We start from the raw sequence: 19,240 nt of genomic DNA, 5'->3' as shown, positions 1-19,240 counted from the left end.
TAGAATTAATTTAAAATATAGAATGAAATTAAAATGAATTCCTATCACTATTTCCAGTTCAGGATGATTCTTTCACGATTGAACGTTTTGCTGTTAAATATGTAAACAATAATCACGGCTATGAATATTCCAAGGCAGATAAGTAATATATTGTTTACATCATCAAGACTTATTATGTTTACCTCACTCATCACATAGAGGATAATGAAGGGAATGAGTGTAATTCCACCCATCTGGTAGGAACTCTGAACATTGTTTGTTTTAGAAGACACCAGAATTCCCAGTGCCACTCCATATAATGAACCAAGTGGAACATCTACCAGCATTACTGCACCAAAGGTCCAGTTTGGATAGTAATAGTAATGAATGAAGTTATGAGTTAGAAGGTCTGTGAGAGTCATAAATATTAACCCTGCGACGTAAATTGCAGAAAGAGCTGGCAAAAGGACTGCAATATACTTTCCAAGAAGTATTTCGTCGTCACTGATTGGCGCTGCAAGCAAAGGCTCAATACTTTTCTCAGATTTTTCTCCAACTATGCTGTATGAGGAAACATACAATGGAATAAACGCTGATATTAAAATGAAGAAGTATGCAAATGACCCGAGGAGTTCTGTTATTTCGCTTACTGGTGGAGACTTTCTAATGATGAGGTAATCTATCAGTGATGGCAATCCTATGCTTAACAACAAGGGCAGTACAAACATGAGTGCAAGAATTGACTTTCTTTTTCTCATTATTAGAAGATCCTTCTTTGTGACAAGCCATGCTTTTCCAAAATTCATTTTTTCTCACCCTCTACAAGTCTTATGTATACATCCTCCAGACTTGAAGTCACTTCGTTAATGCACTTTATCTTTCCACCTGCTTTGTTAACTACATCGATTATGGCCTGATTTTCATCACTATTCCCCGTGCTTTCAACTGTCAGATCATTTCCTTTATTTATCAGCACAGAAAAACCTGAATTTTTTAGCAAATCAATTATGGATTCCACCACTCCATCTATCCTGACAACTATTAACTTTTCACTTCCATATTTTTCCTTCAGATTGTTTGGGGTATCAATAGCTCTTATGGTAGTCTTCAGAATTCCTACTCTGTCGCAAATACGCTGGGCTTCATCCAGATTGTGCGTGTTGAAGAGTATTGTCCTTCCCTCTTTCTTCAGGTCCAGGATTAAATCTCTTATATTCTTTGAGCTTTCAGGATCGAGATTTGCAGTTGGTTCATCTAGGATAAGTAAACTGGGTTCATGTACCAGTGCCCTGGCAAGTGCCACCTTTTGTTTCATTCCCTTTGAATATGTCCCAACGGGTTTATTTCTTTCATCCCAGAGATCGACTATTCGGAGATATTTTTCAATATTTGCTTCCAGTTCTCTTTCTGGGTAGTCATACAGTTTTCCATAGAAAAGTAAATTTTCATACGCACTTAACTGCTCGTATAGTCCTACATTATCAGGTACATACCCTATAATTTTCCTTATTTTCTGGGTTTCCTTCTGATCTGATACGTCAATATTTCCTATTCTTGCACTTCCTTCCGTTGGACTGATTAGACAGCATAAAATTCTTATTGTAGTTGTTTTTCCAGCACCATTATGGCCAATAAGTCCAAAAATTTCTCCCTTATTGATAGAAAACGTGAGATCTTTAATTGCATACTTTTCTCCAAATTTTTTTCCTAAATTTTTAATCTCAACAAGTGGTTCCATTAATTCAGCTTTCGATATTATATGAAGCATATATATAAATTATATCTAATCTTCTATCTTTAACAGTTTACATGGTAAACTTATATTTGATAGAAAATTGAAATTTTTAAATATACACCCTATTTTAATGTTTATCGTCCCAATTGTACAAATTAGATGGCAGAAGTTATATTTCCACAAATTCAAATTAAGTTTTGATTTTTAATATTATTGCCGAATTAACCGAATATATATGAAATTGTTAACTTTGATAATGCAAAGAATCAATAAATCCTACCTTACAACATTTGTTACCTCTTGAGGCGCAACTACATACGCATAAAATCAATCATTTTACTATGTCCCGCGAAACCAGATAACCGCACTAAATATGGTAAAATCCAAAATTACTTCTAAAATCTCAATCTCCGACTTTGATCTGTATATAAAAATTATATTAGTATTTTTTAATCAAAAATAATGCATTATGGTGGGCTGCTCAGATGCCCATATAATGCCAGATAGCCGATTACAAGTGCAAATATTGTACCGATTCCAAGTATTATCCACTCAACGTAATACATGTATTTTATAGCTCCGCTCTTTCCTTCCTCAGGTTTGAAGTATGCTATAGGAACAAGTATTGCACCTATTGCATCGAAGATGTATAAACCCATTGCTGTTATATAATTCTGTCCAGTTTCAAGTTTCAGTGCAGAAATACTGTATGCTCCATCCAGTACATAAATGCCAAGCAGTACACTAAGTAATGGCATAATCCCAAGTTTTACATTCTTATAAATCATTACTGCTCCAATAATCAGTAGTAAACCGAACATAAGCAACGGATCACCAAATAGCATGTTATACGGTACCCCAAAAGTTTTCATTGGCCATGCAAAAGACATGTAAAAACCGCTCATGAAATCAAACAATCCTATACCTATGGCAGGGTAAACCAAACTGGCTATCTGATCCTTCTGCCCTCTTGCTGCGTAAAAGAAGTAGAAGGCTCCAATCCCTGTTCCCATGGCCAAACCAATCAACATGATTGCCAGAGGATCTACAAATGGTGCTGTCATTTTTTTCACCTTTTTTTAATTTCTGGAATTTTAATTAACTCCAATTATCATATTTTCTCTATACAAATAAACTCTTAACATAACATATAAGGTGAAAAATCATGTCCTTTACATAATATGGGAAATTTCTACATTTTTAGAGACATCATTCTCTTCAGATCATCTGGCAACTACAATGGAAATAGTCAATTATTCAATTAATATTCATTTCTTACAGTCTGATAAATCAAAAATTGATTCTTGATGTAAAGTATGAAAATACTATGGCATTTTACAACCTTCCAAGATCTTTCTCGAGGCCTAATAGTTCCTTATACCAGTAGACCATCAGTGAACTTCTTGTTATATTATGTTTCTTTGACCATTCTATATCCTTATTAAGGTATGAAAGGTGACTGTTCTTCCTGTAATCTTTCTGGTAATCCTTTCCATCAATGTACCTGTTTATATTGTTAATAATATTCTCAGCTGTTTCTGAATCTATGAGCCTCAAATCTCTCCTTGCAGTAATCATCTCGATTTCTGATTGATATGTAAGTCTTTCAATATCTTTTGCACTCATCCAGTCGTTATAATAATTCAGGAAATCTACCCATGACTTCCCCTTATCCAGCAGGTTGTAGTATTCTTCTATGGTTCTTGCCGTTATATGGAATCCATACTTTTCAGGTTTCTCATATATTAGTGAACCAGGATCTATGAATGGTGTAAGTGGCGAAATAAAAGAATAAACCTTCATTTCGCTTCCTTTTTCATATTTCATTAGCTTTGTGGCGTATTCTATATCATCTTTCAGTTCCTTCTCCCCCTGACCGCTTATGCCTAAGGTAAAATATACATCAAACTTTTTACATCCTGCCTCTTTAGCATCTGCAATACTTTTTTCCAGTGATTCATTTGAATATTCTCTCCCATTTATTCTTCTAATATTTTCGCTTGAGCTCTCTGGTGATATTTCCACTGAGAATTCACCAAAGGATCTGGAAAGCTCGTTAAGATAATCTTTCTGGGGTGGCTTGAAATACTCAGTAAGAATAGGAATGTCAGCCTTAAGTTCCTTTATCTCTCTGAAAAGGTTTCCATAAAATTTTTCACCAGCAAGGTTAATGTCCCCTGCCACAAATATGGGCGCACCCAGTATCTCTCTTGCCAGTTCTATTTCCTTTGCAATAGTTTCAGGATTCCTGTATACTGGTGATACAGGAAAGAAATTGTTTCTGTAAGAGAAATTAGAACCTCCACAGAAAGCACAGTTAAACTGGCATCCATGTTCAATTATGGTAACTGATTCTGGATTGTTTATCCAGTCTGCATATGGCAGATGGCCCTTAACATCGTGATATTTAATTGCATTCCTCATTAACACTTTATAATTCAGGAAAACATTGTCAACAGTATTCTCCTTTGAATTCGGATTGTGTTTCACATGTCTCATTTCATCTCTGTAAACAAGATTTGGAACTGTACCCAGATCAATATTCTTCTCAACGGAATCAATCAGCTTCATCGTACTGTATTCCTGAAAATCTCCCTTCAGCACATAATCGATCTCTGGATACGTTTTCATTATATCATCTGAGAAGTAGCTTGCGGAAAAACCTCCAAGCAATACCCTTGCATCTGGATTAAATTCCTTTATAATTCTGGCAATACTTATTGCGCCATGAACATGCGGTAACCAGTGGAGATCAATTCCATAAATTTCTGTATCCAGAGATTTCAAATATTTTACGGGATCGAATTTATCCGACATTACCATCATGGATGCAACATTGCTTATTCTTGCATTATATCCTCTGGGAACAAGGTAAGACAGCATGCTGAGAAATCCCATGGGATACATCTCAAAAACTGGTGTTGACGGTACAACATCACTAATCGGCCCAGCTTTCAAATTCCTCTTTCTGAAGTCGTAAATGCTAGGAGGATGTATAAAGGCAATATCCGTCTTCATATCAATACATAGTAAGTGAGTTTAAAAAGCATTCTCCTCACATCTTAAGTTTCCAATATGATTATGACGGTAGATATTCGGGTAAAAACTTAATTCATCATTATACTATTTATACAGTTATTTGTGTAAAATAAAATTTATATACTAATGTTCATTAGTATATTCAGTGATGTTTTAATGAACAAGAAAGCGATTTATTCAATCGTTATCGTAATCATAGTAATAGTGGCTGGATTGGGTATTTATTTTGAAGTCTACCATCCGGCAAAGTCTAGCAAGCAGTCTATTATTTTCGCTGCTGCAGTATCCAGCGGTGAGGAATATACATTTGATCAGAATATGGTCAATACTTTCAATAGTGAGCATTCAAACGTTTCTGTAACCTTTGAATCACTGAATAATTTCTATCCAACCCTTGGTACTGAATTTGCAACAAACAGTGCTCCAGGTGTTTTCTATATGGAAAACAGTGCACTTCCGGAGTTTGCTTCTGAGGGCTATTTACAGAATCTAAAACCAATACTTACTGCCAACACTTCCTACAATCTCAGTGGCTTTGCACCATCAATCCTGAAGACGTTTTCCTATAAGAGCGGTTTATATGCAGCACCAAAAGACTGGAGCCCATTGGCGGTTTTCTTTAACAAGGCAATATTCAGTGCCGAACATGTTCCATATCCAGGAAATGGTACATGGAACTGGACTACAATGAAACAAACACTTGAAATGCTTAAGGCAAATGAGTCCATGGCTTCTTCATCCCTCGGTATAAAGGATGTTACTCCGATGGTCATCGGACCACAGGTTGCAAGAGCGCTTGCATTCATGCATGAAGCTGGAGGAGACTGGATAAATGAAAAAGGTAACGGAGCCGTAAATAATACTACAGCGTTCAAGGAAGGATTCTCATACTGGTATGATCTTTATTCAAGTGGTCTTGCCAAATTAAACTCTAATTTCAGCGCAGGATGGAATGGGGGAGACTTTGCAGCGGGAAATATTGCAATGATAGTAAGCGGAACATGGACTGTACCAGTACTTAATGCAAGCGGTGCTTATTTTGTAGGCAAGATGTCAGATGTGGGTTACTATTATATGCCTGCAGGACCAACAGGTATCCATGCTACAATGATGTTCAATGTGGGTCTAGGTGTAAACAGCGCTCTGGTAGGAACACAAAAATGGATTGCAGATCAGTTTGTAGAATTCTTCACTGGACCAGTTGGTGAAAAACAGTGGGTGTCTGAAGGGCTTGCTCTACCATCAAGAACTGCAATACTTGATAGTTCCTGGTATAGCTCACACTTCCCAATTCAGTCATTTGTTGGAAAGCAGTTCCCTTACGCCTACGGATGGAATTACAACACCACAAACTTTGAGGCTACAGAGCTCGATGTGCATAATGTTTATGCAAGCCTGTTCGCAGGATCACTTTCGCTAAATAAGGCTCTTACTGAGATGCTTGATGTGACCAATGCTTCATTGGCTGGTACATCAACCCTATAATTTTTTAAAACATTTTATTTACATTTAGACATTTTAAGGCGATGATATAATCATGAATAATAGCTCATTAAAAAATAAGAAAAAAAAGATAGATCTAAAGCTGGAGGCACGGTATGGCTATCTGCTGGTAGCACCACTTATGATGCTTATCATAGTGTTTACCTTCTTTCCAGCCGTGTATTCCTTTGCAATAAGTCTTTTTCATTACAATCCTTTTGGTCACATAGTTTTCTTTGTGGGACTGGCCAACTATGATACAGTGCTCCACAGCGGACTATTTGCTAAGGCAATTCTGGATGTACTTTATTATACAGTTGTAGTTGTCACAATACAGACCATCCTGGCCTTTATGTTTGCCATACTTTTCAATCATAAAATGATGGTATCAAGAATATCAAGGGCTTTTGTATTTATTCCTGCGATCGTATCTTCAGTCGCTTTGTCAATCATATTTATCTGGGTATTCTCAGACCAGGGTCTCATAAATTATTTCATATCATTTTTCGGAGTTAAACCAATAAATTTCTTCTTCAGCACAACATATGCGTTTCCTGCAATTATGGCACTTAATATCTTCTCAACAACCCCATATTTTATGATAATTTATCTTGCCGGGCTACAGACAATACCAAGAAGTGTACTGGAGGCAGCAAGTTTAGATGGTGTGAAGTCTGGCTGGCACAGATTCAGATATATCTATGCACCGATGCTCAATTTCACGACTTTTATCGTCGTGATACTTGGAATAATTGGTTCTATGCAATTGTTTGATCAGATCTACGTTATAACTGATGGTGGGCCTTCCCATTCAACCTATGTTCCACTGATGTTTATTTATAATAGGACATTCATCTACTTTGGGGAGGTTGGTCTATCTGCTGCTGCCTCTTTCATACTTTTCTTTGCAATCCTGTTCATCACGCTCATGCAGAGAAGATATCTTAAAGATACGAGGTGGACATAATGTTCAGAAACAAAACAGGGAATTCAAAAACCAGATCTATCGGAAAAAACAGGAAGAAGGACGTATACGAAATGTTGCTGTCCATAGGACCAGCAAAAAAGGGAGTGATCTATATCCTAAGCATCCTGCTTGTAATAATATATATGCTTCCATTTTACTGGATGTTCCTGAAAATGTTTAGAAGCAGTATATTTGCACATTTCCCACCCGATCTTAACCCCTTCAGTTTGACAAGTGTTGGAAACCTGGTCGCAAATTTCAGGTCAGTTGTAAGCTTTGGTTCATTTCCATTATGGTATTTCAACAGCGTATTTGTAGCAGCTGTTGTGGTTACAGGAAGCGTCCTTGTAGGATCTGCGGCTGGATATGCATTTGCCAGGCTTCATTTCAAGGGGAGGGATCTTCTATTCTATGCTGTACTAGCAACATTGATGATACCATTTCCAGTAATATCCATAGCCTCGTACATATTCATGCTGGATCTGGGATGGATCAGCACATATCAGGGACTCATACTTCCGGAAATCGTTTCTGGACTCAACGTTTTCATATTTAGGCAGTATTTCATGACCATTCCAGCGGATGTTGAAAACGCAGCTAAACTGGATGGTTTATCGCCATTCCAGATATTCTACAAGATATCAGCACCCATGGCAAAACCTGCATTTGCTGCAGCTACGATCTACACTTTTATCGGAACATGGAACAACTTTCTCTGGCCTTTAATGGAAGTTCATTCCCAGAAGCTCTTCACACTGCCACTGGTTCTGAATTTCTTCAAGGGTGTGAATGGTACACAGATATACTGGAATGAAATGATGATGGTTGTATTCCTAACACTGATACCAACACTGGTAATCTATATCCTATTTGAGAGATATTTCGTAGAGGGCTTTGCGCTCACAGGAGTAAAGGGGTAATAACAATGGCAATAGAATTGAAAAAACTAAACATGGCATACGGGTCAACCGTTGCACTAAAAGATTTTGACTTGCACATAGAAGATGGAGAATTTGTGGCTATTTTGGGTCCTTCGGGAGGCGGAAAGAGTACCATCCTGAGGATAATTGCTGGCCTTATCATTCAGGATTCTGGAGATGTGGTGATAAATGGAGAGATAATGAATGATATTCACCCTTCTGAAAGAAATGTTGCAATGGTGTTCCAGAATCAGGCACTGTATCCACATATGACCGTTTACAATAATCTGGCACTAAATCTAAGGATGAAAGGTGTGTCAAAAGATGAAATAGATAGGAGGGTAAATGAGGTTGCTAAAATAGTTGGGATCAACACAATTCTGTCCAGAAAACCGCGGGAGATATCCGGTGGACAGGCACAGAGAGTTGGTCTGGCAAGGGCGATGATACGTGATCCTGTTATTTATCTCATGGATGAACCATTGACAGGACTGGATGCAAAATTCCGTGATGAGATGAGAGAGGAACTCATACATTTCCACAGAATTACAAAGAAGAGTATTCTCTATGTTACACATGATCAGATTGAGGCCATGTCCATGGCTGATAGGATAGTTGTTTTGAATAATGGGGTGAAGATTCAGGAAGGTGCACCAAGGGAACTGTATGATAATCCAGAACATGTGTTCGTTGCCACTTTTGTAGGTTCACCAGCGATGAATACTTTTAATTTTGTGAAAAATTCCAGCAATCCGCACATGTTCATCCTCGATTCTGAGGACGAGACTACACCATTTGGTCTTGAATTTGAATCTGCTGATCTGCCAGATAAACTGACCATAGGAATCAGACCGACGGATTTCAAGCTGGTAGTTGATGGTGAAATAAAAACAACTCTCAAAACACTGGAATTTCTTGGGTCGGTTATACAGATAAAGGTCGAAATGGGTAGTAATGATATAACAATAGCACTTTCAAGAGAATCAAGGACCAAAACAGATATATTTGATCTAAAGCCCGGATCTGAACTGAGATTTTCAGTTGATTCAGAAAGGTTCTATGTGTTTGGACCTGATGGATCGAGAATAAAGAATCCAATACTGAAAATTCATCCACCAGAGAAGCTAGTAGAAAATAAGAAAGGAAAGTGATAATTTGCTAAAAACTGAGAGTATAATGGATATCTGCAGAACTCTGAAAATCGGTGACAACGAAAGAGATATGGATCACTGGATTGTAGAGCGGGATACTTCACGAAGTGAAGGTTTTTATAGTTCTGTAATCAAGAATGGACCTGTTCACTTTGTGTGTGGTCAGAACGGTTCCATTGAATCATGGATTTCTCCAAGAAGAAGGGTGGGATTGTGGAATTTTGACACACAGCACATATCGGGACTGGATATTAAGGTAAATGGTAAAAGTGAAAAAGAAACCTTCCTGAAATATGTAAGGGGGTTTGCATACATTTACAGGCAGTATGAGGATTTTGAAAGGCTGGACTTCATTGCCTCCAAAAAAGCCATTCTTGAAATGAAGTTAAGATCTGAAAAACTGGTCAATTTTGAGATAAACATACAGATTCTTCATGAGACAGCATGGCCACAATCCAATTTTGGTAAGGATTACAGGGTAAAAGTGAATGAAAGATACATAAGGATTAGTAGTAGTATTGCCAGTACTACCATAAATTACAAAAGTAACGGGAATACTAAGATCGCCATAGATAATCAGAAGATAACCATAAGTTCAGATTCCACTTCATTCCTGGATATTTATGTTTCTTGCGATGATTCCTTACCTGAAGAAAATGATCTTGAAAATTCAATAAAATATAATGAAAAGACAAACACCATATCAAATCTGGTTACTCCCTCATTCAGAATAAATAAACTATTCAGATGGGCAAAACATGACCTCCTGGAATTATTTACATCCACTCCTATTGGAAATGGTTTTTACGCAGGAATACCTCAATTTTCATGGTTTTTCGGAAGAGATGGAGAATGGATGTCTATGGCTGCGATTGAATGTGGATTGGGAGATCTTGCACAAAATCATTTAGACATGCTTTATTCATTCTCTAAAGGAGGAAGAATACCACATGAGATTCCCCTTTCAAATGGAGGTCACATTAAAGGTGATAATTATAAAATTGGAGATTCGCCAGTATCGACACAGTTTATGTCCATAGATAGTTCACCTCTATGGATCATTTGCATGTATATGCTTTCTGGTTGGACCGGAAAAAAATCTGATGAAAAAACCATAAGCGATGTTATGAATTTCTGTAAATCATGCGACAGAGATCAGGATGGCCTGATAGAAAATCGTTTTTCCGAAGGTCTCATCGGATGGCCAGAGTCATGGGCACAAAAACGGGACGGTATATGTGTGGATGTGAATGCCTGGTGGCTCGAAGCTATAAGAGTCTTTGATCAAATGAATGGAGAAGGTAATAGGCGTTTTGAAAGCATACTAAAGCTCTATAAAGACCTATTTTACAGGTTTACAGAAAATGGAATAACAATTATTGATTCCGCAAATGATGGTAAAACGAGGGATATAAAGGGCGCAATGCAGATAGTTCCAGCCATGTATTTCAGTGGTTCTTTATTCAGTGAAGGTCTTAAATGGTTATACCAACCTGACTTGGTAACGGAGTGGGGAGTACGATCAGTATCAAACAGGGACAGATTTTACGACGGGGGTTATCATACTGGAACCATATGGCCCCTGATGACGGGCTGGATGGTACTGGCACTTTATAACAACTCCATGTATACTGAGGGTTTTGACATGATTGAAACGTTCACAAGACTCGCTTTCTCTAGCCTTGATCCGGGAAGGATTAATGAAACTTACAACCCGGAGTTCCTTTATGCAGAGGGTCAGTTTTTCCAGGGTTGGTCTTCCAGCCTGTTCATTCAATCTATAATGGAAGGTCTACTGGGGTTTGAAAGAGTACCAACAGATGATGATCCTTCTGAAATGATGAATCCACATTTACCTGAAAGCTGGGATGAGGTAAAATTGCTTAATTTTCCATTCAGGAATAAAGTCTTTAATATTACAGTGCGGAAGGGAAACAGGAAGGAGGCAAGTGACATCTCAAAATATATGCAAAAAAATGAATGGCAAATCAATTTAAGTAAGGAAAATGCGATCTGAAATGACATATATATTACCTCGGACTAAAAAACAGGATGGTAAACCATTCGTCCTGAGTGGAAGAAGTTCTTACTATATTGGTTACAATGATATGAAGCCTGCAGGTCTAGGGTATCACATTGAAAACGAGATGAATGGGCTATGGTTTCCTCCCATAAGGATCTTCAAGTGGATAGCACTTGAAAGAAATGGAAGAAGTATGATCCCAGAATATGTAACAACAGATTATACATCTGTTAGTTTCGGCTTCAGAGAATTAAGCTTAAAATTAAGTACCACAGGAGACAATTATTTTTTAATAGAACTGACAAAGGAAATAGAAATCACTGAACCCGTTAGGATAATACTGGAAATAGGTGTTATACCAGTATGGTACAGTCAGTTAAATACAGATTTCAGCATATCCAAACTTTCAGGCTCTATTATTATAAGTGAAAAGAACTATAGGCAAAGCATAACAGTTAGTTCTGATGGGAATGGCGTGTTAACCTATAATAATAACCGAATTGTGATAGAGACTAAAGATTCCACAACAGTAAATATCAAAATAGAAGGAAATGAATCAACCAATATTTCACCAGCTAACATAAAAAAGGAGGCAGAGAACTATCGCCACCAGTTTGTGGAGTCACTAAGAAGTAAAACCACCATCTCAGGAAACACATCCATATCCGATGCTTTTGATCTTGCTGTCATAAACCTTAGGTGGTTGTTCTTAAATATGAATAACACTGGTAGAGGAGTTGTAGCTGGATACCCTGAGTTTCCATGGTTATTCGGTATTGACACATATTACAGTTCAGGAGGATTACTGATAGCTGGTATGAATGATGAGTACGAAAATACTCTCAAGGTTCTTGAAAAATACGCCAGAAAAGAAGGTGGAAGAATACCACATGAAATAGTTTCAAATGGACGAGTTTTCAATATGGGAAATCGTGTGGAAACTGTTGTGTATCCAACCATGGTTTGGAACCTCTATGAATATAGTGTAAATATTGAACACTTAAAAGAAAGAGAAGATCTGATTCTTAGCTCCATAAGTCCGGCAATACTACATGATGTTAGGGGCAATGGAATAATGGAAGATCCAAAAGCGGGTAATGGAATTGATATTGACACAGTGTGCAATTATATAGAGTCAATGAACTCCATACTCAAAATAAACTCAGTTGTTCACAGTGATAAGATCGAGGTAAAAGAAATAGAAGAGGAGATCCGTGAAAAGACCAGGTTTATCAGGAAAGATATGTGGATGCCAGAGATAAATGGATTTGCAGATAGGTATAAAGACGGCTTACCACAGTTCAATGGTTTCTGGACATCTGTGCTTCCGTTTTCTTTTAATCTAGCCAGTAAGGAGAATTATGCCAATTTCGCAACTGAAAATAGTAAAGCATTTTCAAGATTAATGTCCTCAAATGGACTGAAGGTGGATCAAAATGGAAACGTTATGCCCAATGGGAATTCCATGCTTATAAAGGCAAGTCTAAATTATGGAGACGTGAATAATGCACTCAAGGTACTTCACATGAATATAGATGCCATTGGTCGATACAGTAACTATTGCTTTCCTGAAATTATAAACAATCCATCTGGTTGTTTCATTCAGGCATGGTCAGCTGCTCTCTTCATTGAAAATATTATTTATGACTTTCTTGGTATCTACCCCAATGGAAAAGAACTTGAAATAAACAGACGCTTTTCCATTCCAGAAGAGTTTGAAGGACTAAGAATTAATGGGATGAAGCATAGAAATAGGCTATACAATTTTGAGGTATGCGATCGAGCCGTATCTTACTCAAGGAATATTATTTAATATTCTCAATGGTGATCCTGTGGGCAATAACATCCTCAATCTTTGAATCAAATCCACCAATTGAAATCTCCTTGCCATCATTTCCCTTCATAGTGAAATTAACAACATCTTCATTTATATTTATATTAGAAACCAGGCCTTTGAGTATTACAGGCACTCCATTTTTTCTGTATTCTCCGTCGATAGTTACTTCTATTTTGTTTACACCCTTGTTTTTCAGAGATATAATGTCTGTAATTGCTATTCTCTGGTTATCATATTCAGCAGGTATCTCCGGCATGCGTTCATCTATTACCGATGAACTAAACCAGCCAGAAAAGAAGTTATGGATGAGAAACCAGGTCATATCATCATCCTTAAAGATGTAACCATACTGTTCACTCCTTGCTCCAAGAAGGATATTCCTTGGCATAAACGCAGAATAACTTTCATCTGAAATAACTGCAAAGAATTTACCGATTCGCTTATACCTTACATTAGAAAATATATTTTTCTTCATTATTTCATCAAAAAAGCCCTCTTCATAACCATCATCAAATAGTAGAAGAAATACCCTGACTCCCCGCCTCGATTTTTCCTCCAGATAATCAAGAAAATTTACAAGGTAAGACAGCGTTGTGTGAATGAAGATATATTGATTAGCTTTCTTTATAATATCCAGTGTATTGGAAAGAAATCCGTTAATGTTCCTTGAAATAAAAATTTCAGGCTCACCCTTATAACCTGCTGGTGCATTTTTCTTTACCCAGTCAAGGAATGTGCCCCTCATCTGTTTCAAATTTTCTTCACGGTTCTCATATATTATTTCCGGATTAATTGCCTCATACCTCTGTGGTCTTCCCACTATTACATTTACGAAACCCTTTCTTTCCAGTCCTGAAGTAATATCATAAAGCTGAGGCTGTCTAAGATCTAATGCCCGTAATATATCTCTGGATGTGGCCCCTCCATTCTTAAAGATAAATGAATATACATTCGCTTCAAGTTCAGTCATTCCCATGTCTTGCAAAATTTCAATCACTGTTTCATGAGAGGGCTTTGAGTTCTTCATTATATATGTATACATTCCGTTATTTTAACGATTTCCAATGCAAGCCATAACTCAAATAATCTATAATATAGAATTTAATAGAGGATTATCCGTATAAATAGAGTATATGATGATATTATAGGATTTTTAAGCTCATTTTTAAGGTTATAATCTTTTAAAATATACAACATCTGTGGCAACATATTCAAAAAAGATTGATTTCGAAATATATATATATATATTCATTATTAACAGTATTATGGACAGAAAGACTTTAATGGCGTACTTGTCTGCCGGGATTATTTTAATGGTGGGCTTTGGCGGATTAATTTATTACAATCCTGCAGTTCATGATAATAAGATACAAACACATGAATTAGGGCATTATATTCGTGAATATTATTTGAAGGAGTTAGGTAACGTAAGTCATAAATCCACTTTTAGAACTGAATCTTCTAATGTGGCTGGGGTCAAAGCAATTAACAATACAATAAGGATGAATTATACATTTTATATGGGAAGTAATAATGTAACCGGTGAGCTTTTGAACGTTTATCTCAACGGTAAATTAATACACAGATCACTGCTAATTAACAGCACAAAATTAAATGGAAATATTACTATAATCCCACTATATTCTTTATCCGGAAACTATAATACAATAACCCTATTCAATAGTGCGAATAGCAAAAACAAAAAAGGCACAGGAGGAAGTTATGTTTATGTTAATTTAAAGGGTATATATTCATGGGGAACTAATGGAAACGCACTCGCATTTACACAGGATATGACCGATTTGTTACTCTCAATAATGGCTGCCGGAATTCCGATTAGCGCGTTAGCCAGTGTGGGTATTTTAAGTGTCGTATTTGCAGTTGGAGCCTCCACCATTGGACTTTATGATGCGTGGGGAGGTGATAATGGCGTATTCTTCTTTTCTGAGAATTTCTTGTTTTTTGCGTTTGCATGGATAAATTCTCCATATAACCATGTACCAAGCTACTTAAGGGATGATGGTTCATATCCATTGACAGTATATAATGGTGAATTACCGTGAACGAAAAAGTTCCTTTAAAATATACAATAATATTTATTATTTTAACTCTCCCATTGGAGATTGAAAGCTTAATTTCCTTATTGACTCCATACGGTTATTTATTTTCATGGCCCTTAATATCCTATGCCATTGTAGCTTCGACATTTTTCGGCGCTGGATTTTACCTGTTTGCAATGTATAAAACAGATAAAGACATGAAAAATAATTTATAAAGTAAAATTTGCTATCAGTCTACACATTTCATCTCATTTTATTATTGAGATATATAAAATCTATCATTTTAATTTATATTGGGCAAATATTCTGAAGATATGTTTTATTTGACTAGATGAAAATATACATAATCGGGATATTGAATAAGTTAGTGGATAAGACTGTTATAATTTAGATATATTTACACGTTATTTTTCTATGTAGGACATCATGTTGTAAGAAACGAATTTCTATTGTGTGAAATAAAAGTACCAAGACTATGATGAGAATGACCAAATAGGGTCCACATGAAGGAATCATAAAGGTAATATGGATGTAAATTCATATCCACTTTCTCTAGAAATAACGCATTTCTTACTCATCATACAAGAAGATACTAACGTTACTATGAAAAAAATAGGATCCAAGAGGGTTTGAGAGTTAAAGGTCTGTTCCTTTAAATTGAAAAAATAGACTAACCCTCCAGGTATAGAACTTCACTATTTCCAAAACAGAATCCTTATGTTTAATGCTTGAATTGAGATACGTAAGTCTGTTCAACTTGAAAAAAGATTTATATGGATTAAATACAACAGAAATGATTTCATTGTTTTATGTTACAGGAATAGAAGTTAGAAACCCCATTTCCAAGAGCGAAGGTTGAATAAGTAATGAAGTTGTTTTCTCAACAATAAAAACGCAGTTTCGATAAAAATTTAAAATAAATATGATGAATTGCCGGCAACAAATACAATCTGAAATTAAGATGAATATTTTAAAAAATCGCCACCTTTTGATATTAATTACATCCCAAAACTTGGTATGGGGCTGATCGGATTCGAACCAATGACCACCTGGTTATGAGCCAGGCGCTCTACCTAGCTAAGCTACAACCCCTTAAGAAAGCCAATGTTAAAATTTCACTTAAACTTTTCCAATAGTGTAATAGTTTTACTGTTAATTATTCTCACTTTGTAGGTTTCTTTCTTACCTTACCGTATTTCAATATATAAAAGCTCAGTAATACGATAAAAATGGCAGACCAGGCTGACAGGAAGGCGATTCTATCAAATCTGTTGGCTGGTATGGTAACTGATGCCAACAATAATACTAACGGTAAGGAAAATGTGGTTGAAATAATAAAATCTCTCTTAGTCCTTGACTGCACACCACCATATAAAGTTATAATTAATAAATATTTATGAACGCCGCCGGTCGGGTTCGAACCGACGACCGCACGCTTAACAGGCGTGTGCTCTACCAGCTGAGCTACAGCGGCTTACTTATTATGCCTAATTAACATCAACCAATTAACTTTTTCGAATGGTTCCTTAGATTTCAATCTCATTTATGTCCATTTTTGCTTTAGAACTCACATTTTCGTAGAGTTCTTTAATTCTGGTTGCAGCCTTATCAAGACCTTTGTTCTTATATCTTTGAACCTGATCATTGATGTCTATTCTCCTGTTTCCTATGACCAGATTATCAGCGCATGCAACAATTTTTTCCTCAATAGTTTCCGGCATGAAATCTAGATCTGGTAATCCAAGTTCCATTGCTTCATCCCTTGTTATCCCGGCCCCGGTGTGCTTTAGAACTACTTCGGAAATTTTTTTTGAAATATGCTCTTCTTCGCATATTCTATATCCTTCTAGTGCATGTTTTATATCATTTGTTACGGTTCTACCAACGTCGTGCAGTAATGAGGCCGCATTCACGACTCTCCTATCGCAATCCATTTTTTCACTTATGATCATTGCAACCTCATTCACCGCAACACAGTGTTCTATCAATCTATCATTAGCACCCCTGTTAAGCAGTATTTCCATGCAGTCTCTTCCATCTGGAAAGTACTCTATGGTTTTTCCGCGTTCGTTGGGATTTATATCAAGCCTGCCCTTCATTTCGTTTTTTAATTCGTTTCCATCAAGGAATCTGTCAAGAAATATTGCTAATGCTGAAACCTCGCTTATTGGTTGGCTCGTAACTGAAATGTTGAAATTACTTTTTGCATAGGCTATTCCAGGAACTTTCTCAGCTCCTACAAACACAACAATTCTATCTTTTTCCCTGCTTGCTTCCTTTATTTCTTCAATCTTTTCCATTATAGGTTTACCGTACATTGTGAGATGCACCAGCAAATCATTATTACCTAGAGAATTAAAGAATCTTTCAATACTCACTCCCGTCTGAACCTTAAAATGTCCACCAAAATTCCTGTTCACGGCAACTATGTTTTCTTCTATACCCCTATCCCCTGTATCTATAATTATTGAACCTGCACCCATTGCCCTGGCTGTTAGGGCAACATGGGTCGTTATCCTTTTGTCCCTGGCGGGTCTGTGACCGTATCTATATATGACAATTTCTGCCATCAGTCTGGAATCACTTTTTCAATCTTAAATCCTTTAATTTGCAGTATACTGGATCTCTTCACTATTCCACGAAGAAAGGTTTGAGAAATTCCCAATTTTTCTGAGGCTTCTCCAAGAAAAACACCTTCCGTATCATTCATCATTTCAATCAACTGATTTTCATATTCTTCCAGTTTTTCCTCACTGAGATTTGTGGCAAATATTATATCTGCAAGCTCAGTCATCGTTCCCATAAGGTTAATTTGAACATTATTGTAAAATGTATGATATGCTTTCTCCGGTCCATTTCCTGTTGTTATCCACTGGCTTTCAAGCATTTTTATTTTGTCGAGATAAAGTAACGCTCTCTTTCCTTCCTGCCCATATTTTTCAGCTATGGTAGGCATCGTTATCCAGCTCGTCGAGAGATCAATAAGTAACTTTCTCTTAACATCTGAATCTGAGGCATGAAATATGGAAACAAGCTCACCGGGGTCATTTATAACTTTTATTCTACCTGCCATCTATCCCATATAGGTTTAAACTATATTTCCATTTTCAATTAATAGTTATAATTTTATAGATTAAAGTTCAGAGCTTGAGACTTTCTGGATGGTTCTTCTGAAGCTTTTTCAGTTTTGGAGAAATCACAAGCTGACAGTACGGTTCTCTTGAATTATTCTTATAATAATTTTTATGGTAATCCTCCGCTTCAAAGAAATTAGTAAATGCCTCTACAGAAGTTACTATGGGTTTTCCGTAAACATGTTCTTCTTCCATTTTCTTAATCATTTCCCTGGCAGTTTTTTCCTGTTCCGGTGACATATAGAATATGACCGATCTGTATTGCTCCCCAGCATCTGCCCCCTGTCTATTCAGAGAAGTTGGATCATGGATTGAGAAAAATATCTCAAGTATTTCTGCATATGAGACTTCTTCCGGATCAAAAGTGATCTTACCTACTTCGGCATGCCCGGTGTTTCCCCTGCACACCTGCTGGTACGTTGGTTTTTCAACGTGTCCACCTGCATATCCTGGTACAACCTCTTTCACTCCCTTTATTTGCTGAAACGCTGCCTCAGTACACCAGAAGCATCCTGCTCCAAGTATTGCTACCTCTTCACTCATTACCTTCACCTTCCTTAATAAATTCTATGGAAATCGAATTCACGCAATGTCTTGTGTTTTCTTTTGTAAATCTCTCTCCTGTGAACACATGACCTAAATGTGCTCCACACTTTGCACACTCTATTTCTGTCCTCATGCCATCTGGATCAGGCACTCTTTTCACAGCTCCTGGAAACTCTTTATCAAAAGCTGGCCAGCCGCAGCCAGCATCAAATTTAGCTTCTGATGAGTACAGAGGTTGTCCGCATCTTTTACATACATATGTGCCCTTTTGAAAGAAATCATCATATTTACCAGTGAATGGATACTCAGTTCCCTTGTGAATTATTACTCTCTCCTCTTCCTTTGTGAGTTTTCTCATTTCCATAAT

Annotated in this window: 18 protein-coding genes and 2 tRNA genes; 9 read left to right on the top strand and 11 right to left on the bottom strand. The window is 36.8% G+C overall.

The features are described 5' to 3' along the window. Positions 1-47: 47 nt before the first annotated feature. The 4 genes from CSP5_RS05900 to CSP5_RS05885 form a co-directional block, all read right to left on the bottom strand. A complete protein-coding gene (locus CSP5_RS05900) occupies positions 48-785 on the bottom strand; it encodes an ABC transporter permease (RefSeq protein ID WP_148689887.1) in 738 nt (245 codons plus the stop codon). Continuing rightward, on the bottom strand, positions 782-1,717 hold the full coding sequence (locus CSP5_RS05895) for an ABC transporter ATP-binding protein (RefSeq protein ID WP_172399423.1): 936 nt from the start codon (positions 1,715-1,717) through the stop codon (positions 782-784). The genes CSP5_RS05900 and CSP5_RS05895 overlap by 4 nt, the downstream gene beginning before the upstream one ends. Before the next feature lie 464 nt (positions 1,718-2,181). Next, a complete protein-coding gene (locus CSP5_RS05890; protein WP_077076386.1) occupies positions 2,182-2,778 on the bottom strand; it encodes a DUF981 family protein in 597 nt (198 codons plus the stop codon). 271 nt (positions 2,779-3,049) lie between these two features. Further along, positions 3,050-4,732 carry a TIGR04190 family B12-binding domain/radical SAM domain protein gene (locus CSP5_RS05885; protein WP_148689885.1) on the bottom strand — a complete coding sequence of 561 codons (1,683 nt, stop codon included), beginning with the start codon at positions 4,730-4,732 and terminating at the stop codon, positions 3,050-3,052. Positions 4,733-4,909: 177 nt separating this feature from the next. Here CSP5_RS05885 and CSP5_RS05880 point away from each other — a divergent pair, with 177 nt between their 5' ends. Genes CSP5_RS05880 through CSP5_RS05855 form a run of 6 tightly spaced genes read left to right on the top strand, consistent with a single transcriptional unit; the run spans position 4,910 to position 13,109 of the window. Further along, positions 4,910-6,238 (top strand): extracellular solute-binding protein, encoded by a 1,329-nt coding sequence (locus tag CSP5_RS05880; RefSeq protein WP_083705424.1) that lies wholly within the window; start codon positions 4,910-4,912, stop codon positions 6,236-6,238. Positions 6,239-6,290: 52 nt separating this feature from the next. Then, the gene (locus CSP5_RS05875) at positions 6,291-7,202 is read left to right on the top strand and encodes a carbohydrate ABC transporter permease (RefSeq protein WP_077076384.1); all 912 of its coding nucleotides are present in this window, start codon (positions 6,291-6,293) and stop codon (positions 7,200-7,202) included. Beyond that, positions 7,202-8,122, top strand: coding sequence for a carbohydrate ABC transporter permease (locus tag CSP5_RS05870; protein ID WP_241869800.1), 921 nt, complete (start codon positions 7,202-7,204; stop codon positions 8,120-8,122). Before CSP5_RS05875 ends, CSP5_RS05870 begins: the two co-directional genes overlap by 1 nt. A gap of 5 nt (positions 8,123-8,127) precedes the next feature. Next, positions 8,128-9,273: an ABC transporter ATP-binding protein gene (locus CSP5_RS05865; protein ID WP_148689884.1), complete on the top strand. Its 1,146-nt coding sequence runs from the start codon at positions 8,128-8,130 to the stop codon at positions 9,271-9,273. A gap of 25 nt (positions 9,274-9,298) precedes the next feature. Continuing rightward, positions 9,299-11,290, top strand: coding sequence for an amylo-alpha-1,6-glucosidase (locus CSP5_RS05860; RefSeq protein ID WP_148689883.1), 1,992 nt, complete (start codon positions 9,299-9,301; stop codon positions 11,288-11,290). A 1-nt stretch (position 11,291) separates the two neighbouring features. Continuing rightward, positions 11,292-13,109 carry a glucosidase family protein gene (locus CSP5_RS05855; protein ID WP_148689882.1) on the top strand — a complete coding sequence of 606 codons (1,818 nt, stop codon included), beginning with the start codon at positions 11,292-11,294 and terminating at the stop codon, positions 13,107-13,109. Here the strand turns inward: CSP5_RS05855 and CSP5_RS05850 are convergent. Then, the gene (locus CSP5_RS05850) at positions 13,102-14,160 is read right to left on the bottom strand and encodes a TrmB family transcriptional regulator (RefSeq protein ID WP_077076381.1); all 1,059 of its coding nucleotides are present in this window, start codon (positions 14,158-14,160) and stop codon (positions 13,102-13,104) included. The two genes, CSP5_RS05855 and CSP5_RS05850, sit on opposite strands and share 8 nt — an antisense overlap. A 238-nt stretch (positions 14,161-14,398) precedes the next feature. Between CSP5_RS05850 and CSP5_RS05845 the strand changes: the two genes are divergently transcribed. Then, positions 14,399-15,196 (top strand): hypothetical protein, encoded by a 798-nt coding sequence (locus CSP5_RS05845; RefSeq protein WP_145983972.1) that lies wholly within the window; start codon positions 14,399-14,401, stop codon positions 15,194-15,196. Next, positions 15,193-15,408: a hypothetical protein gene (locus tag CSP5_RS05840; protein WP_021789045.1), complete on the top strand. Its 216-nt coding sequence runs from the start codon at positions 15,193-15,195 to the stop codon at positions 15,406-15,408. The genes CSP5_RS05845 and CSP5_RS05840 overlap by 4 nt, the downstream gene beginning before the upstream one ends. A gap of 803 nt (positions 15,409-16,211) precedes the next feature. Here the strand turns inward: CSP5_RS05840 and CSP5_RS05835 are convergent. Next, positions 16,212-16,285: transfer RNA gene (locus CSP5_RS05835), tRNA-Ile, on the bottom strand. A gap of 137 nt (positions 16,286-16,422) precedes the next feature. Between CSP5_RS05835 and CSP5_RS09780 the strand changes: the two genes are divergently transcribed. Next, complete coding sequence (locus tag CSP5_RS09780; RefSeq protein WP_172399422.1) at positions 16,423-16,593, top strand: hypothetical protein; 171 nt, start codon at positions 16,423-16,425, stop codon at positions 16,591-16,593. A 1-nt stretch (position 16,594) separates the two neighbouring features. Here the strand turns inward: CSP5_RS09780 and CSP5_RS05830 are convergent. The 5 genes from CSP5_RS05830 to CSP5_RS05810 all read right to left on the bottom strand — a co-directional run bounded on the left by CSP5_RS05830 (position 16,595) and on the right by CSP5_RS05810 (position 19,237). Beyond that, positions 16,595-16,667: transfer RNA gene (locus CSP5_RS05830), tRNA-Asn, on the bottom strand. A gap of 52 nt (positions 16,668-16,719) precedes the next feature. Continuing rightward, positions 16,720-17,763 (bottom strand): HD domain-containing protein, encoded by a 1,044-nt coding sequence (locus CSP5_RS05825; RefSeq protein ID WP_021789048.1) that lies wholly within the window; start codon positions 17,761-17,763, stop codon positions 16,720-16,722. Then, positions 17,763-18,266 carry an ArsR family transcriptional regulator gene (locus CSP5_RS05820; protein WP_021789049.1) on the bottom strand — a complete coding sequence of 168 codons (504 nt, stop codon included), beginning with the start codon at positions 18,264-18,266 and terminating at the stop codon, positions 17,763-17,765. The genes CSP5_RS05825 and CSP5_RS05820 overlap by 1 nt, the downstream gene beginning before the upstream one ends. A gap of 67 nt (positions 18,267-18,333) precedes the next feature. After that, positions 18,334-18,870, bottom strand: a complete 537-nt coding sequence (msrA, locus tag CSP5_RS05815; protein ID WP_148689881.1) for a peptide-methionine (S)-S-oxide reductase MsrA — start codon at positions 18,868-18,870, stop codon at positions 18,334-18,336. Beyond that, on the bottom strand, positions 18,863-19,237 hold the full coding sequence (locus CSP5_RS05810; protein ID WP_197685798.1) for a methionine-R-sulfoxide reductase: 375 nt from the start codon (positions 19,235-19,237) through the stop codon (positions 18,863-18,865). Before CSP5_RS05810 ends, msrA begins: the two co-directional genes overlap by 8 nt. Positions 19,238-19,240: the final 3 nt, after the last annotated feature.

Source organism: Cuniculiplasma divulgatum, from assembly GCF_900083515.1.
In the GTDB taxonomy this organism is placed as follows: domain Archaea; phylum Thermoplasmatota; class Thermoplasmata; order Thermoplasmatales; family Thermoplasmataceae; genus Cuniculiplasma; species Cuniculiplasma divulgatum.
This window is presented reverse-complemented; position numbering and strand designations above follow the sequence as displayed.

What these genes read in the sequence shown, in the direction of transcription:
- CSP5_RS05900 (WP_148689887.1), bottom strand. Translation starts at nt 785, where the DNA reads ATGAATTTTGGAAAAGCATGGCTTGTCACAAAGAAGGATCTTCTAATA.
- CSP5_RS05895 (WP_172399423.1), bottom strand. Translation starts at nt 1,717, where the DNA reads ATGGAACCACTTGTTGAGATTAAAAATTTAGGAAAAAAATTTGGAGAA.
- CSP5_RS05890 (WP_077076386.1), bottom strand. Translation starts at nt 2,778, where the DNA reads ATGACAGCACCATTTGTAGATCCTCTGGCAATCATGTTGATTGGTTTG.
- CSP5_RS05885 (WP_148689885.1), bottom strand. Translation starts at nt 4,732, where the DNA reads ATGAAGACGGATATTGCCTTTATACATCCTCCTAGCATTTACGACTTC.
- CSP5_RS05880 (WP_083705424.1), top strand. Translation starts at nt 4,910, where the DNA reads ATGAACAAGAAAGCGATTTATTCAATCGTTATCGTAATCATAGTAATA.
- CSP5_RS05875 (WP_077076384.1), top strand. Translation starts at nt 6,291, where the DNA reads ATGAATAATAGCTCATTAAAAAATAAGAAAAAAAAGATAGATCTAAAG.
- CSP5_RS05870 (WP_241869800.1), top strand. Translation starts at nt 7,202, where the DNA reads ATGTTCAGAAACAAAACAGGGAATTCAAAAACCAGATCTATCGGAAAA.
- CSP5_RS05865 (WP_148689884.1), top strand. Translation starts at nt 8,128, where the DNA reads ATGGCAATAGAATTGAAAAAACTAAACATGGCATACGGGTCAACCGTT.
- CSP5_RS05860 (WP_148689883.1), top strand. Translation starts at nt 9,299, where the DNA reads ATGGATATCTGCAGAACTCTGAAAATCGGTGACAACGAAAGAGATATG.
- CSP5_RS05855 (WP_148689882.1), top strand. Translation starts at nt 11,292, where the DNA reads ATGACATATATATTACCTCGGACTAAAAAACAGGATGGTAAACCATTC.
- CSP5_RS05850 (WP_077076381.1), bottom strand. Translation starts at nt 14,160, where the DNA reads ATGAAGAACTCAAAGCCCTCTCATGAAACAGTGATTGAAATTTTGCAA.
- CSP5_RS05845 (WP_145983972.1), top strand. Translation starts at nt 14,399, where the DNA reads ATGGACAGAAAGACTTTAATGGCGTACTTGTCTGCCGGGATTATTTTA.
- CSP5_RS09780 (WP_172399422.1), top strand. Translation starts at nt 16,423, where the DNA reads ATGGCAGACCAGGCTGACAGGAAGGCGATTCTATCAAATCTGTTGGCT.
- CSP5_RS05825 (WP_021789048.1), bottom strand. Translation starts at nt 17,763, where the DNA reads ATGGCAGAAATTGTCATATATAGATACGGTCACAGACCCGCCAGGGAC.
- CSP5_RS05820 (WP_021789049.1), bottom strand. Translation starts at nt 18,266, where the DNA reads ATGGCAGGTAGAATAAAAGTTATAAATGACCCCGGTGAGCTTGTTTCC.
- msrA (WP_148689881.1), bottom strand. Translation starts at nt 18,870, where the DNA reads ATGAGTGAAGAGGTAGCAATACTTGGAGCAGGATGCTTCTGGTGTACT.
- CSP5_RS05810 (WP_197685798.1), bottom strand. Translation starts at nt 19,237, where the DNA reads ATGGAAATGAGAAAACTCACAAAGGAAGAGGAGAGAGTAATAATTCAC.